At 69.7% G+C, this 14,809-nt stretch carries 10 protein-coding genes and 2 pseudogenes; 6 read left to right on the top strand and 6 right to left on the bottom strand.

Annotated elements, in window-relative coordinates; genetic code table 11:
- Positions 1–34 precede the first annotated feature (34 nt).
- Positions 35–2,986, top strand: a complete 2,952-nt coding sequence (locus tag ACWIGU_RS23730; protein WP_454403702.1) for an FAD-binding and (Fe-S)-binding domain-containing protein — start codon at positions 35–37, stop codon at positions 2,984–2,986.
- 125 nt (positions 2,987–3,111) lie between these two features.
- Here the strand turns inward: ACWIGU_RS23730 and ACWIGU_RS23725 are convergent, their stop codons facing one another.
- Positions 3,112–4,116 carry an NADP-dependent oxidoreductase gene (locus tag ACWIGU_RS23725; RefSeq protein ID WP_454403701.1) on the bottom strand — a complete coding sequence of 335 codons (1,005 nt, stop codon included), beginning with the start codon at positions 4,114–4,116 and terminating at the stop codon, positions 3,112–3,114.
- A 101-nt stretch (positions 4,117–4,217) separates the two neighbouring features.
- Here ACWIGU_RS23725 and ACWIGU_RS23720 point away from each other — a divergent pair, with 101 nt between their 5' ends.
- Positions 4,218–5,132 carry a LysR family transcriptional regulator gene (locus tag ACWIGU_RS23720; RefSeq protein ID WP_454403700.1) on the top strand — a complete coding sequence of 305 codons (915 nt, stop codon included), beginning with the start codon at positions 4,218–4,220 and terminating at the stop codon, positions 5,130–5,132.
- Here the strand turns inward: ACWIGU_RS23720 and ACWIGU_RS23715 are convergent.
- Complete coding sequence (locus tag ACWIGU_RS23715) at positions 5,113–5,874, bottom strand: class I SAM-dependent DNA methyltransferase (protein WP_454403699.1); 762 nt, start codon at positions 5,872–5,874, stop codon at positions 5,113–5,115. The genes ACWIGU_RS23720 and ACWIGU_RS23715 overlap by 20 nt on opposite strands.
- Positions 5,875–6,042: 168 nt before the next feature.
- Here ACWIGU_RS23715 and ACWIGU_RS23710 point away from each other — a divergent pair.
- Positions 6,043–6,264, top strand: a pseudogene (locus tag ACWIGU_RS23710) (GntR family transcriptional regulator); the annotation flags it as partial.
- Positions 6,265–6,397: 133 nt separating this feature from the next.
- Here the strand turns inward: ACWIGU_RS23710 and ACWIGU_RS23705 are convergent.
- The gene (locus ACWIGU_RS23705; RefSeq protein WP_454403698.1) at positions 6,398–6,958 is read right to left on the bottom strand and encodes an ATP-binding protein; all 561 of its coding nucleotides are present in this window, start codon (positions 6,956–6,958) and stop codon (positions 6,398–6,400) included.
- 191 nt (positions 6,959–7,149) lie between these two features.
- On the opposite strand from ACWIGU_RS23705, the gene ACWIGU_RS23700 reads away from it, so the two are divergent.
- On the top strand, positions 7,150–7,749 hold the full coding sequence (locus ACWIGU_RS23700; RefSeq protein ID WP_454403697.1) for a TetR/AcrR family transcriptional regulator: 600 nt from the start codon (positions 7,150–7,152) through the stop codon (positions 7,747–7,749).
- Positions 7,750–7,914: 165 nt separating this feature from the next.
- On the opposite strand, the pseudogene ACWIGU_RS23695 reads toward ACWIGU_RS23700, so the two are convergent.
- Positions 7,915–8,187: pseudogene (locus ACWIGU_RS23695) on the bottom strand (transposase family protein); the annotation flags it as partial.
- 326 nt (positions 8,188–8,513) lie between these two features.
- Positions 8,514–9,923 carry an alpha/beta hydrolase family protein gene (locus ACWIGU_RS23690; RefSeq protein ID WP_454403696.1) on the bottom strand — a complete coding sequence of 470 codons (1,410 nt, stop codon included), beginning with the start codon at positions 9,921–9,923 and terminating at the stop codon, positions 8,514–8,516.
- 572 nt (positions 9,924–10,495) lie between these two features.
- Here ACWIGU_RS23690 and snpA point away from each other — a divergent pair.
- Positions 10,496–11,179 carry a snapalysin gene (gene snpA, locus ACWIGU_RS23685; RefSeq protein ID WP_454403695.1) on the top strand — a complete coding sequence of 228 codons (684 nt, stop codon included), beginning with the start codon at positions 10,496–10,498 and terminating at the stop codon, positions 11,177–11,179.
- Positions 11,180–11,613: 434 nt separating this feature from the next.
- Here the strand turns inward: snpA and ACWIGU_RS23680 are convergent, their stop codons facing one another.
- Entirely contained in the window at positions 11,614–13,122 is a 1,509-nt protein-coding gene (locus ACWIGU_RS23680; protein WP_454404008.1) for a sulfatase-like hydrolase/transferase, read from the bottom strand.
- A gap of 428 nt (positions 13,123–13,550) precedes the next feature.
- Between ACWIGU_RS23680 and ACWIGU_RS23675 the strand changes: the two genes are divergently transcribed.
- Complete coding sequence (locus ACWIGU_RS23675) at positions 13,551–14,792, top strand: ROK family protein (RefSeq protein ID WP_454403694.1); 1,242 nt, start codon at positions 13,551–13,553, stop codon at positions 14,790–14,792.
- Positions 14,793–14,809: the final 17 nt, after the last annotated feature.

Genomic DNA, 14,809 nt, shown 5'->3' with positions numbered 1-14,809 from the left:
CGCACATCGTGAAGACCCGCCTCAAGGAGCCGCCATGTCCGCCCCCGCATCCGCCGCGCCGCGCCCCGATGTGCCCGACGAGGCGACGCTGCAGAAGCTGGAGCGTGCGCTGAGGGAGGCCGTGCCGAGCGGGGAGGTCGCCTTCGGGCGGCTCCGCCGTGCCGAGTACGCGCAGGACGCCTCCGTCTACCGGCAGGTGCCGGCCGCTGTCGTACTGCCCGCCGACACCGACGAACTGGCCGCCGCCCTGGCCGCCTGCCACGCACTGAACGTCGCGGTCACACTGCGCGGCGCCGGTACCTCGATCGCCGGGCAGGCGGTCGGTGACGGCGTCGTCATCGACACCTCGCGGCACCTGAACCGCGTCCTGGAGATCGACCCCGAGGCGCGCACCGCCACGGTCGAGCCGGGGCTGGTCCAGGCCGCGCTGCAGAAGGCGTGCAAGCCGTACGGCCTGCGTTTCGGCCCCGACCCCTCCACGCACGCCCGCTGCACCATCGGCGGCATGATCGGCAACAACGCCTGCGGCACCCACTCGGTGGCCTGGGGCCGTACCGCCGACAACATCGTCGAGCTGGAGGTTCTCACGTACGACGGCGTCCGCATGACGCTGCGCCCGCTGAGCACCGAAGAGCTGCAGCGGGTCATCGACGAGGGCGGCCGCCGCGGCGAGATCCACGAGCAGCTGCGGAACCTGCGCGACAACCATCTGGCCATGCTGCGCACCGAGTTCGGCCGCTTCCGCCGCCAGGTCTCCGGGTACAGCCTGGAGCACCTGCTGCCGGAGAACGGCTTCGACCTGCCCGCCGCCATGGTCGGCACCGAGGGCACCTGCGCCGTGGTCGTCTCCGCGACCGTGAAGCTGGTGGAGATTCCCGAGCGCCGCACCCTCATCGCGCTCGGCTTCACCGACCTGCCGTCGGCCGGTGACGCCGCCCAGCACGTCCTCAAGCACCAGCCCATCGCCTGCGAGGGCCTCGGCGGCGACCAGGTCGCCGCCCTGCGCCGCAACGTCCCCGACGCCCGCCCCGAGGAAATGCTCCCCGAGGGCGCCGGCTGGATGCTCTGCGAGTTCGGCCACTCCTCCGAGGAGTCTGACACCCCGGACCCCGAGGCCGAGCAGGCCCGCGCGCAGGCGCTCAAGGCGGACACCGGCGCGATCGACGTCCGCCTCGTCAAGGACCCGGCCGAGCAGGCCGCGCTGTGGCGCATCCGCGAGGACAGCTCCGGCCTGGCCACCCGCGCGCCCGACGGCTCGGAGGCGTGGCCCGGCTGGGAGGACTCAGCCGTGCCCGTCGAGAAGCTCGGCGACTACCTGCGCGACCTGGAGAAGCTGCTCCAGCTGCACGGCCTGCAGGGCACCCCGTACGGCCACTTCGGCGAGGGCTGCGTCCACATCCGGATCGACTTCGACCACGAGACGCCCGAAGGCGTCCAGATCTTCCGGCAGTTCATGTCGGACGCCGCCGACCTGGTCGCGAGCCACGGCGGCACGCTGTCCGGCGAGCACGGCGACGGCCAGGCCCGTGCCGAGTTCCTGCCGCAGGTCTTCAGCGAGGAGGCCATGGACGCCTTCTGCGACTTCAAGACGATCTGGGATCCGGGCAACCGCCTCAACCCCGGCATCCTCGTCCACCCCCGCCCGGCCGACGAGCGCCTGCGCATCAAGCCCGGCCACCGGCCCACCCTGCCGATGACCACCACCCTCGCGCTCGCCGAGGACGACGGCGACCTGTCCAAGGCGCTGCGCCGCTGCGTCGGCATCGCCAAGTGCCGTACGTCGTCGGGCGGCGTGATGTGCCCCAGCTACCGGGCCACCGGCGACGAGACACACTCCACGCGCGGCCGCGCCCGCGTCCTGTACGAGATGGTGCAGGGCGACGTCATCACTGACGGCTGGCAGTCCGAAGAGGTCGCCGACGCCCTCGACCTGTGCCTGTCCTGCAAGGGCTGCAAGAGCGACTGCCCGGTCGGCGTCGACATGGCTACCTACAAGGCCGAGTTCCTGCATCACCACCACAAGGGCAGGATCCGCCCGATCACGCACTACTCGCTCGGCTGGCTGCCGCTCTGGTCCCGGCTCGCCTCGTACGCACCGGGCGTGGTCAACGCGATCGGCGGCAACAAGGCCACCGCCGCGCTCCTGAAGAAGGCCGGCGGCATCGCGCCCGAGCGCCCCATCCCGCCCTTCGCGAAGCGCCGCTTCCGCACGTGGTTCCGCCGCAGCCACAAGCCCGCCGTTCCCGGGAGCCGCGGCAAGGTCCTGCTCTGGCCCGACACGTTCACCGAGTTCATGTCGCCGCAGGTCGGACAGGCCGCGGTGGAGGTACTGGAGTACGCCGGCTTCGAGGTCGTGCTGCCGCCGGACCGCCTGTGCTGCGGCCTGACCTGGCACACCACGGGCCAGCTCGACACGGCGAAGAAGGTCCTGAGCCGCACCCTCGACGCCGTCGACCCGTACCTCAAACAGGGCATGCCGCTCATCGGCTTGGAGCCCAGCTGTACCTCGCTGTTCCGCACGGACGCCACCGAGCTGTTCCCGCGCGACGAGCGTGCCGTGCGGCTCGCGAAGCAGACCATGACGCTGGCCGAACTACTCGACCAGAGGGCCCCGGACGTCGACTTCGGGCGGCTCGGCGACAAAACGGTGACCGCGATGACCCAGACCCACTGCCACCAGCACGCCACCCTCGGCAGCAAGGCCGACGACCGGGTCCTGGCCCGCGCGGGTGTGGACTCCGGCCGCCTGGACTCCGGTTGCTGCGGCCTCGCCGGCAACTTCGGTTTCGAGAAGGGCCATTACGACGTCTCGGTGGCGGTCGGCGAACAGGTCCTGCTGCCCGCACTCCGGGAGGCCCTTGAGGACACGGTGGTCCTGGCGGACGGCTACAGCTGCCGCACCCAGATCGCCCAGCTCTCGGACCGCACCCCGCGCCACCTGGCAGAGCTGCTGCGTGACGCGTTGAGGTCCCGCCGCTCCGACTGAGGATGTGCTCGGCGACCTGCTTGACGCAACGGACTGGGTGCCGCAGGGCGCCGGTGCTCTGTTCTGCACGATGACGTGCAGCCCGGCGGCGGTGCTTTGCGTGGCGGCGGGCAGGCCCCGGTCCGTCAGACGTCCGCACCTGCCGCCCGCACGATGATCTTGCCCTGGTTCTCGCCCCGCAGCATTCCCAGGAACCCGTCCACGATGCCGCCGAAGCCGTCGACCACGGTCTCATCGAGCGTGACGCCCCCACTCTGCAGGTGCGGCACGACGAACTCGTACAGCTCCTCCTGCACGTCACGATAGTTGCGGACCAGGAAGCCCTCCATGCGCAGGCTCTTCTCGACAACGTCAGGAAGGTTGCGCAGGGCGTAGGGCGTGCCGGTGCTGTTGTACTGGGCGATCGTCCCGATCCGCACGATCCGTCCGTACTCACGCAGCGAAGAGATCGCCGCTTCGAGGTGCTCGCCGCCGACGTTGTCCATGTAGAGGTCGATCCCGTCGGGCGCCGCCTTGGCGAGCAGTTCGGCCACCGGGCCCGAGTGGTAGTCGAAGACCTCGTCGTAGCCGACGTGTTCGGTCAGGTAGGCGGCCTTCGCCGCCGTGCCCGCGCTGCCGACCAGCCGTCCCGCGCCCATCAGCCGGGCGAGCCGCCCGGTGGCCGTGCCCACACCGCCGGCCGCCGCCGAGACGAACACGTCCTGCCCTTCGCGGAGTTCTGCTATGCGGGTGAGACCGACGTAGGCGGTCAGGCCGGTGCCACCGAGGATGCTCAGGTGCGCGGAGAGCGGTACGCCGTCGAAGCGGGGGACGGCACGCGCCTCTTCGGGGGTGACGACGGTGTGGGTGCGCCAGCCCTGCCGGTGGAAGACGATCTCGCCCTCGCGGAGCGCAGGATCGCGGGAGTCCACGACCCGGCCGATCGTGCGGCCCTCCAGGGGGGCGTTCAGCGCGAAGTCCCCGTCCATCATTTCGCGGTGGTAGGGGTCCACCGACCAGTACAGGTTCTCCACCAGCGCTGTTCCCGGGCCGGGTTCCGGCAGCGCGGACTCGACGAAGGCGAAGTGGTCGGAGGTGGGGAAGCCATGGGGGCGGACGGTCTGGTGCACGGTGAGCGCGGTCTCGGTCATGACGGTGACCGTACGGAGGAATGCGGAGGCTGAGGAGAGGGTTACGCTCATGGAACTGCCCGGTCCATGAAGGGCCTTCATAGAAGCAGGTGGGAGCCCCTATGACAGCCGCAGCCACCATGGCCCCCGCACGCACTGCGGCTGCCGCCACCGACCTCGCCCCGCACGAGCTCCGCATCCTCGTGGCCGTCGACCGCGAGCGCGGGTTCTCGGCGGCCGCCAAGGTCCTCGGACTGACCCAGTCCGCGGTCTCGCACTCCATACGCGGGACGGAACGCAAGGTCGGAGCGGTCCTCTTCGAGCGGGGCCGCAAGGGTGCGACGCCCACCGCGGCCGGTGCCGCCGCTGCCGCCCACGCCCGCCGGGTCCTGCGGCTCCTGGACACGCTGGTGGCAGAGGCGCGCGGCGCCGAGCGGGGCACGATCGCCGGCCCGCTGCGCATCGCCGCCTTCCGTAGTGCCGCCCTCTACTTGCTGCCGCCCGTCCTGGCGCGCCTCACCGCCCTCCACCCCGGCATCGAACCGGAGGTGAACGTCGTCCGCGAACTGGGTGCGGGCACCGCCGGCGAGGTCGCCGAGGGGCGCGCGGACGTGGGCATCGCAACGATCAGCGCCGCCTCGCCCGTGCCCGCTGGGCTCATCGGCGACGTACTCGTCGAGGAGCCCTACTCGCTGGTCCACCCGGCCGGCCACCCCGCCCCGCGCTCCCTGCCGCTGGTGGACTGGCACGAGAACTGCGGCTCCTACACTCGCCAGTGGTGGGCCGGGCAGGACTGGATTCCGAAGGCGACGGTCCTGACCGAGGACGACGGAGCGGTGCTCTCCATGGTGAGCAGGGGTCTCGGCATGGCGATCATGCCCGCGCTCTCGCTGAACGAAGCACCGGAGGGCATCGCGATCACCGATCTGGGACCTGAGCGCCCGACCCGTTCCGTGGGCTACGTCACCACCCCGGAGCTGGCCTCCAGTGTCTCCGTCCGCGCCCTGATCCGCGAGCTCAGAGCTGCCCGCCAGTGAAGCCGGGGTCGGGTTTCTCCCAGACCGAGACATGTTGACGGCTCTCGCTTGTGAAGGCTTCCCGTGTCCATCCGTCCCACCGCTCGCGCAGTCGCAACCCGGCGAGCTGAGCCATGAGGTCAAGTTCTGACGGCCACACATACCGGAAGGGAATTGATCTGTACTCGCCGCGCCCGTCGACGACCTCGATGTAGTTCGAACTCGTCGCCTGGGTAGCGACGTCGTAGATGTCGAAGGCCCATCGCGTCGGGCTCACGTGGTAGGGCACGACGTTCTGCCCAGCCGGGAGCCTTCGCAGTTCGGGGATCAGGACCTCGATGACGAAGCAGCCACCGGGTTCCAGGTGAGCCGCCGCGTTACGGAAACAGGCCACCTGCTCCGCCTGCGTCGTCAGATTCATGATCGTGTTGTAGAGCAGATATGCGACGGCGAACGTTCCGTCCACTCTCGTCGTCGCGAAGTCACCGATGGTGACGCCGATCGCGTCACCACCCGGCTTGGCGCGCAGCCGGGCGACCATCGCTCGCGACAAGTCGATGCCGTGGACCTGGACTCCGCGCTGTGCCAGCGGCAACGCGACGCGCCCCGTCCCGATGCCCAGCTCAAGAGCCCGGCCACCGTCGGCCAGGCCCGCCAGAAAGCCGACCGTCCCGTCGATGACGCCGGGCTCGAACATGTCCCCTGACGACTCGTCGTAGGCCGCCGCAACACGCTCTCCGAAGTAACCGTCCTGATCGTCCATCGCCAGACCGTACTGGCCCGGCTCGTCACGGCGCGCGTGAATTTCGCCGGCTGCCCGCTCCCGCAACGGCCGCCGGGTTGGGGAAGCACCGCCCGGGGGAGCCCGCGTGCGTAGGGCACGCGGGTTTCCCCGGGCGCCGTCAGGCCGACGGCACCATGTCCTCGAAGGTCCCGGGAGCAGATGCTGACGGTGCCGCAGGCGGCCGGCGCCTGGTCGAGCAGGCGGCTGGAGTTCACCACGATCCAGGCGGGCGCCCGCGTCGGCCGCAAGCTGCGCCTCTCACCCGCCGCGCAGGTCGTGTACGTGGCCCGCCTCCTCCACCCGCGGGGACGTCCAGCAGGCGCCGTGACACACCCCGGAGCGGCCTGCGCGGCGGGCGGCTCTGGCGATTGGCGGGCGAGGGGCGCAGTTCCGGCGGGACCGCCTCGGCGGGATGCGCCGCGTGCCCAGGCAGGCGGGCGGTCCGCCGTACCCTCCGGCGGCCCGGGACGGCGACCGCAAAGGCCCCTTCAGGCTGCCGTCATCACACTCCTCGCCCCTCTCGCAGTCCGTTGTGGTCCTCGGCCTGCAATTCGAACCAGATGGTCTTGCCGGTGGCCGTCCGAATGCTGCCCCAGGCATCCGCGAGCAGGTCGAGGAGTTCGGTGCCGCGCCCGCCTTCCGCGTCCTGGTCGACGACGTTGCGCACTGGGCCGGCGGACTCGGTGTCCTCGACCTCGCACAGCAGGCGGGAGTGGCGCACCCGCAGGTTGAGCCTGAGCGGGCCCTGCGTGTGACGCAAGGCGTTGGTGACCAGTTCGCTGACCAGGAGCTCGGCGGTGTCGACCAGCTCGTCCAGGGCCCAGTCGCCCAGTTGTGCGGTCACCAGATGCCGGGCTCGGCTCGCCGAGGTCAGTTCCCGATGCAGGGGCCAGGAGGCGTCCCAGGCGGTGGCGCGGCCACGGGGTGAGTTCAGCGGCTGCAGTGGTGCCAGCATGCGGGACCACAGAGCCCACTGCCTTGCAGCCCACGAGGGTGCGGCGGCGCGAGAGCACCGGTCTCGTCGGCGATAGGCGGCAGAGCGGCCGATGGCCTGGATGGCCATGGGGATCAGTCCCTTCTGGAACCTGCGGCGGACGGTCCGCTGGTGTACGCCGGGCGGGGTGCCAGGCCCGGTACGTGTAGCAGGTGCTACACGCAAATATACACGTAATGCCTGCTACGGTAAAGTTCTATACAAAAGACCTGAAACGGACAGCCTGAGTGTCGTCGCCCCTAACGCATCCGGGAGCCTGCATGCCTCGCCCGCCCGATCCGGCCAAGCGACGTGACCTTCTCCACCAGGTCCGTGAGTACGTGATGCGCAACGGGCTCGCGAACCTCTCCCTGCGCCCGCTGGCCAGGGCCCTTGGTACCAGCGACCGCATGCTCCTGTACTACTTCGGCACCAAGGAGCGGATGGTCGCCGAGGCGCTTTCCGTCTATGAGAGCCGGCCCCTCCTGCGCACCCGCGAGCTCCTGGAGGCCGTCGGCTCGCCCACGGACCCGGCGGGCCTGCGCCGCTTCATGGAGGAGGTGTGGCGACAGTTCAGCGCCCCCGACGTACGCGCATCACTCCCGCTCTACCTCGAGATCATGAGTGCCGGCGTGCTGCACCCGGACCGCTACGGGCCCGTCATGCGTGACATTGTCACCGCATGGACGGACCTGCTCACCTCCGTCTTCCTGAACCTTGGCATGTCCCAGGACCGGGCCCGGACGCAGGCCGCTCTCCTGACCGACGCCTGCTTCGGCCTCCTGTTCGCCCCTCTGGCGGACGGCGCCTGGGAACGGGCCGACAGCGCCTTCCGCGCCCTCCTCGACAGCCTGGAACCCGGATGGCATGTGACGGCCTGACTCTGTTCGACGTGCTGCGCCAGGATCGTGGCGTCCTCAGGCGGCGAGCATGCTGATGCCGTGTCCGGCCAGTCTGAGTCCGAATGCGATCACTCCCGGTGAGGCGATGACGACAAAGTTCTCGTAGTCGGCGGTCGAGGGCATCGATCAGGCCGTGGGCGCGGCGCTGGTGGTGTCGTGCTCGCGCGCGGGCAGACCGCCAAGCCTCAGAACGGCCAGCCGTCCGGTGCCGTGATGACCTGCACGTTGCCGCCATGGTGCTTGTGTTTCCCGGACCACCGCAGGTCGGCTCTGTCAGGGCCGGCGGCGGCCACGCGGTCGCCGCGGATCGCGGTTCCGTCCAGGTTGAGGTGGGTGTATCCGGCCGCCGCCGGCGTTCCACCGCGGTGGACAGGTAGGGCGCGTGGCGGTGAGCACGGTCAGGCCCTCGTGGAGGTAGCCGGTAGGCGGTCGGGCCGCGATACCGTCTTCACGCCAGGCAAGAGGCCATGACTAGCACGAGCACGAGCACGAGCACGAGATCACTCACCCACGCCGGCCCGGGTGACCTGTGGGTGCAAAGTCGGCGGATCTTCATCGGTGACATCCCCCCAACTTCCCCGACGCCCTCAACTCCGCTTGTGCGGCGGCGCGTTGTTGCAGCCCACTTCCCGCTGTGCGGTAGGGGGTTTGCTGGGCTGCGACGGTGACGTCTGCGTCCACACATCCGCTCCACGGCGTGAGCGTCTCGAACGCGGTGCCGAGCAGCCGCTGGAACCTGGCCGTCAGCGTCCCGGCAGCGTCTCCTGCAGCCAGTCGAAGACGACGTCGCAGTGCTGCTGCGGGGCCATCGGGGAACAGTGCAGTTGCGCGCCGGTGGCCGCGGTGAGTTTCACGTAGTCCTTGGGGGACGTCAGTTTGTCGAACATCGTCCGCGGCTGACCGGGATAGAACTGCTCGTCCTCGTAGTCAAGGACCAGGGTGGGCGCCTTGATGCGGCCCACCAGGCTCGTGGTGGTCAGTGACTCGATGCTTTTGGCGGGGGTGTAGAAGTCCGTGAAGACCTTGCCCTTGCGGGCAGCGAGCATCGCCGGGACGGAGAAGGGCTCGAAGCGTTTCTTCATCGTCGCGGCAGCGTCGGCAGGCAGCTCGGGGACGACCTCTTTGTTCCAGATGTTGTTGGTCTGCGCCTTGTTCGGGGTGAGGATCTTCCGAATCTCCGGCGGGAAGCCCAGCCACGGTTCCAGGCAGCCGGGCATCGCCACCAGGGCGGCGATGCGCTTCTCGAAGGCCGCGGCCCGGGGGGCCAGGTTGCCCGCCATGCTCAGCCCAGTCAGGGCGATCCGGTCGGCGTCCACGTCGGAACGGGCGACCAGCCAGTCGACGAGCGGCGTGACCACCGTCTCCCAACGCGGTGTGAAAACCACCCGGTCCACAAAGAGCAATTGCCCCTGGCCCGGCCCGTCGTACACGAGGGCGTTCCAGTCACGCTCCAGGGCGGCCGAAGCGCCGTAGACCCACATGTCGACGTTCTGTCCATCGCTGCCGTTCGTGAGGATCACGGTGGGGCGCTGTTTGCCGGAGTCGTCAGGCCGGAAGAACCACACCGGCAGCGGGGTCTTCCCGTACGGGATGTCCGCCATCACCGGCGCTGGGTCGCACAGATCACAGAACTTGTCCCAGGCGCCGCGCCCGGCCCTGTACAGCTGCTCCTCGCTCCCGGGGGTGTCGGAGCCGAGGACGAAGAACAGGGCCTGGGCGTAGTACTGCGCCGCCCGCAGAGCGCGCAGGCGCCTGGTCTGCCGGTCGGGCTTGCTGCCCTCGGGCGCCCCCATCAGCTGGTCGCCGAGCTTCTTGAAGGTCTCGACGTACGTCTGCGCGGAGAGGCCGGCCTTGTTGATCGTGTTCACGGCGGTGAGCACCTCGCCCACCTCGCTGCCGCCGAACCCGGCCCCGCCGAGGGCCCAGAGGCCACTGAAGTTGAACGCCGGGTCCCGGAAGAGCGTCATCACCCCGGGCGTGGCACCCGCCGACGAGTCGGTGGCCGACGCCGTGGGCCTCGGTGCGACCCCTTGTGCCGAGGTTCTGTCCGAGGAGGTGCAACCGGCGGCCAGCGCGACTCCGGCCCCACCGGCGAGCCCGGCGAGCGCGGTGCGCCGGCTCAGGTGGGATGCGTCCTGCGGTTCGTGCGTCATGCCAGCCGACCGTATGGCCCGCGCCGTCTGCACCTCCCGGCACGACACAGCTCGTTCCCCCGACTGGAACATCCCGTCGGCGACCCCGTGCCGCGACCCGGGCAGCGGGTGACTCCCTGGGGGGCGACCGGGGGCCGGTGGGGTGCGAAAAGGACAGAAGTCAATGGTTCATGACATCAGTCACAGCGCTCTGCCAATCAACCGCCATGCTTAGTAGATGCGACTTAGTGGATATCGGATTATTTGTCCGAATTGACCCTAATTGGCATCCTGTCGCGCGTCCCGTGATTCCGCCCGGCCGGTCCGCACGCCCGTTGCCCCGTGATGTAACGCTTCTGACGCCGCGACAGCTTTCGCTCCCGCCCGCCATGTGCGGACCGAACGCCCACGCACAGCCCTGGCGAGGCCCCGGGACCTACGAGGCGACGTAGTGGTGGGACCCCTTGTGGTCCCTGTCGAGCCGTTCTAAGAATGACCACTCACAAGACGTCGCCGCAGTTCGGAACCGGTGTTCACGCAGAGCCGACCACGCACCGGGCGCTCGGCGTCACCGAGCGAGTAGGAGCCCCCGTATGAAGTCGTCTCGAACAGCCGCGAGGCTCGTCGCCCTCGCCCTCGGCCTGGGTGTGGCCTCCAGCGCGCTGGGCGCGGCGGTGCCGGCGAGTGCCCAGACGGCCGCCACCCCGTCCGCTGCCGCCGGTACCTCCGTGGCGCGGTACGCCGGGTCGGTCAAGGAGGCTGCGAACAACAAGGCGTTCTTCGAGGCTGTGCGCAAATCGGTCGCCGAGAGGCGCGCCGCCCAGCCGAACGCGCAGGCGGTGACCCTCTACTACAACGCCTCCCAGGCGCCGAGCTTCCGTTCGCAGATATCGAGCGCGGCAGCGATCTGGAACAGCTCCCAGGCCAACGTCAAGCTCCAGGCGACGTCGAGTGGTGCCGACTTCTCCTACCGCGAGGGCAACGACCCGAGCGGGTCCTACGCCGACACCAACGGCCACGGCAAGGGCTACATCTTCCTCGACTACACCCAGATCCGGCAGAACGACTCGGTCCGCGTCGCCACCCACGAGACCGGGCACGTGCTGGGCCTGGAGGACGACTACAGCGGGCCGTGCAGTGAGCTGATGTCGGGCGGCGGCCCCGGCCCGTCCTGCACCAGCCGCTACCCGAACGCCACCGAGCGCTCGCGTGTCGACCAGCTGTGGGCCACCGGACCCGCGCAGGCCCCGGACTCGGGCAGGACCTGGGCACGGTGAACCACGCCCGCTGACCACTGAGCGCTGCGCCGCCGGTACGGACCGTGGCGCCGGGCCGCGGGTCCGTACGTGTGCTCGCCGGGCCGTGCGCTGCGCTCATCAGTGCCGCCCTCGCACAGCCCGCAGGTCACGGCGGTGCTGGAAGCCATCCGGGCTCCTTCCTTGTCTCGGGGCTGGCCAGCCCCGTGCCCGTCCGTTCCGGGTGCGCGGTGACAAGGCGTATACGTCGCGCGCGAATCGCGCGTATCTGTGTCGGCGTGGGATCCGCTGGGCGGTTGTCCTCCGGCTTTCGGCCGCGAGGACTGCAAGGCCCGGCATGCGGTCGAGTGCGGCATCAACCGGTTGCCGAATGGCTGTGACCTGCTGGAGTGTCGGCCCCGCATGTCACTCTGGCTGCGATCAGTCCGTGGTGTGAGGGGGCCGTCACTGCCTGCTCACCGTCGGCCCGATTTGGCGGGCTCTGTGGGCTCGGCGGGCTGCGCGGTCTCGAAAGCGGAGAGCGTGGTGTCGTAGTCGGTCTCCACGTCGTACATCGGGGTCATCCAGTGGTAGAAGTTGTCTCCGCGCTCGCGCAGCAGGTCGTACAGGCGGCGGGTCAACTCCTTGCGCACGCCCCTCAGTTCGGGGTGGTCGTAGCGGTTGTCCAGCTCGTCGGGGTCGGCCACCAGGTCGTACAGCTCGTTCTGGGACTCGGGGTTGACCACCAACTTGTGGTTGCGCGTGCGTAGCATCCGCTGTGGGTAGGGGAAGTGGTGGCCGTGGAATTCGGCCAGGTGGTGCTCGTCCCACTCGGGCCGCTCCCCACGGGCCAGCGGTACCAGACTGCGGCTGTCCACGGCCGGCTCCGTTTTGCTGCCGGCGAGGTCGAGGACGGTGGCGGTGAAGTCGGTGAGGGAGGCGAATTCCTTGCGCACCTGACCCTGGGGAGCGCCGGGAACCCGCAGGAGACCGGGGATGCGGTAGATGTCCTCGTACATGGCCGGGCCCTTGTCGTGCAGTCGGTGGGCGCCGGTGAACTCGCCGTGGTCGGCGGTGAAGCAGACCGCCGTGCGGTCCTCCAGTCCCAGTTCGCGCATCGCGTCGAGGATGCGGCCGATCTGTTCGTCGATGAGCGTGACGTAACCCCAGTAGACGGCGATCAGCTTGCGGGACTCCTCGATCGGCATGGTGTCGAAGGCCCACAGCTTGCTGTAGTTGCTCTGCACCGGGGGTTTGGCGGCGAAGGTCTCGCTCACGGAGGCCGGCATCTCGACCAGGTCCGGGTCGTACATGTCGTAGTACGCGTCCGGGAGTATGTAGGGAAGGTGCGGGCCGAAGAAGTGGGTGGCCAGGAAGAATGGCGCGCCCTCTCCGCTGCGCTCCTCCTGGGCGTAGCGGCGCATCATTTCGATGGTGCGTGTCGCCAGGTAGTACTCGAAGGTGGCCTCGGCAGGCTGGTGCAGTCTGGCGGCGAGGAGGTTGCCGGGGCTGCCGTTGGGCGTGGTGCCCCGTACCGGATCGGTGATGCGGTACTGCGGGAGGTGGTGCTCCTCCAGGTAGGCGAGGTAGTCGGGGTGGTCGACGGGGTTGTGCCAGCCGGCCAGGTCCGGGCCCTCGAATCCGTAGTCCGCGGCGGTGCGCCGGACGCCACCGTGCCACTTGCCCATCAGCCCCAGGTTGTAGCCCTCACTGCGCAGTTGCTCGGAGAAGGTGAACTGGTCGTCGGAGAGATCCTCGAGATAGCCCACGTTGCGCTCGTAGTTGGCCAGCAGTTTGTGCCGGAAAGGGGCCGCGCCGGTGAGCAGGCTGGCGCGGGCCGGGGTGCAGATCGCGGTGGGAGTGTAGAAACTGTCGAACCTCGTCCCCTCGGCTGCGAGCCGGTCGAGGTGAGGGGTGCGGACATGCGGGTTGCCGTACGTGCCCAGGGTGTCCACCCGGTGCTGGTCGGTCATCAGGAAGAGCATGTTGTGGCGCACGGAGGGCCTTTCGAATCGGTCCGGCTCGCGGGTCGGCAAGGTCAGCGGGCGCTGCCAGGGATGTCGTGACCCATGACTGTGCGTGGTGGCCCGTCGGAGGAGAGGATCATGGGAGACGCCTTCATGCGAGGGGCCTCGGGATGGCTGATGCGGCTCCGACGTGATCTCGACGTGTGTCCTGCGAGGCATGGTCTGTCCCGCCCGAGATTTATGTCAAGAGCACGGTCATAAATAGCGAGAGCGCGTACGCATGCCGTGCCGCGAGCGCCGCCGTGGCCGCCTTGGCTGCGCTCGAGCGATGCTGAAGAGTCTCCAACCAAGGGCAGCAGGGGCGGAGTTCACCCCGGAGCCGCCGCGTGTCATCCACGTACGGCTTTTTCGTTCCGAGTCATTGACGAAAATACGTCGGCGCTCACATGCTGTCCGGCATGCAGTCACACGACGGTCCGCTGACGCGGCTGCGGCAGGGACACGAGCAGTCCGTACTTGACCTTCTGCGCAAGCACGGGCCGCTCAGCCGCGCCGAGTTGGGGGCGCACAGCGGGCTCTCACGCACGACGTTGTACGACATCGTCGCCGCCCTGGTGGAGAGCGGAGCGGTCATCACGTCCACGCCTCAGCTCGAGGCACGCAAACGCGGTCGGCCAGTGGAGAAGCTCAGCCTCAACCCGGACGCCGGTGAGGCGATCGGCATCGACTTCGCCCGCCGAGCGGTACACGTCGCCGCAGTGAACCTGGCCCATGAAGTGATCGGTTCGGCGAGCAAGGCGCACGCGCCGGACCTGACGTGGACGGAGCGGGCCGATATCGCCGAGCGCCTGCTCGCCTCGCTCATCGACGCCCCCTCGGCCGACCGGGCAGGCGACAGTCCAGAGGGGAAGCGTGCGTTGCAGCTCGGTGCGCTCACCGCGATCGGTGTCGGTGTGGTCGGGCCGATCGCCGACCCCGGCAGCCAGGACGCGCATGCGCGCGGCACCGAAGGCCTGTCCGGCCTGCTGCGCGAGCGGTTCGGTGTGCCGGTTCTGCTGGACAACAACACCCGGCTCGCGGCCCTCGCCGAGGCGGTGTGGGGCGCGGCCTCCGACGCCGCGGACGTGCTGTACCTGCGGCTGTCGCACGGTGTCGGCGGTGGGCTCGTGGTCGGAGGGGCGCTGCACCGCGGGACGTATGGCATGTCCGGCGAGTTCGGGCACATCACGGTCGACGCCGGCGGCGAGCCGTGCGACTGCGGTGGCACCGGTTGTCTGGAGACGGTCGCGTCGCTGGACGCCGTGCTGCGCGGGTATCGGGCGGCCGGCGGCCGGGCCGATGACATCGCCGGGTTCCTGTCCGCCGCGGCATCGGGCGATCAGGCCGCGCTGGCGGTGCTGGAGCGCATCGGCACGGACATCGGTGCTGTGCTCGCAGCCGTCTGCAACGCGGTCGGCCCCGGAGTCATCGTCATCGGCGGCGAGCTGGTGGGGGCGGGCGCCGCTCTGCTCGAACCGGTCGAACAGGCTCTGCGTGCCCATGTGATGCCGATGGCGTGGCCCCGCGTGAACGTGCGGCGCGCCACGCTCGGCGAGGCCGGAAGCGCCCTGGGCGGCATCGCCCTCGTCCTCCACGAATCCCCTCTGCTCTCCCGCTACCCCCACCCCATCCCGCAGGAGCACGCGTGAAGTCACCGGCGAGGCAT

This window comes from Streptomyces sp. NPDC055400 (assembly GCF_053644375.1).
The sequence above is the reverse complement of the archived record's forward strand: the minus strand, read 5'-3'. Positions and strand labels throughout refer to the sequence as shown.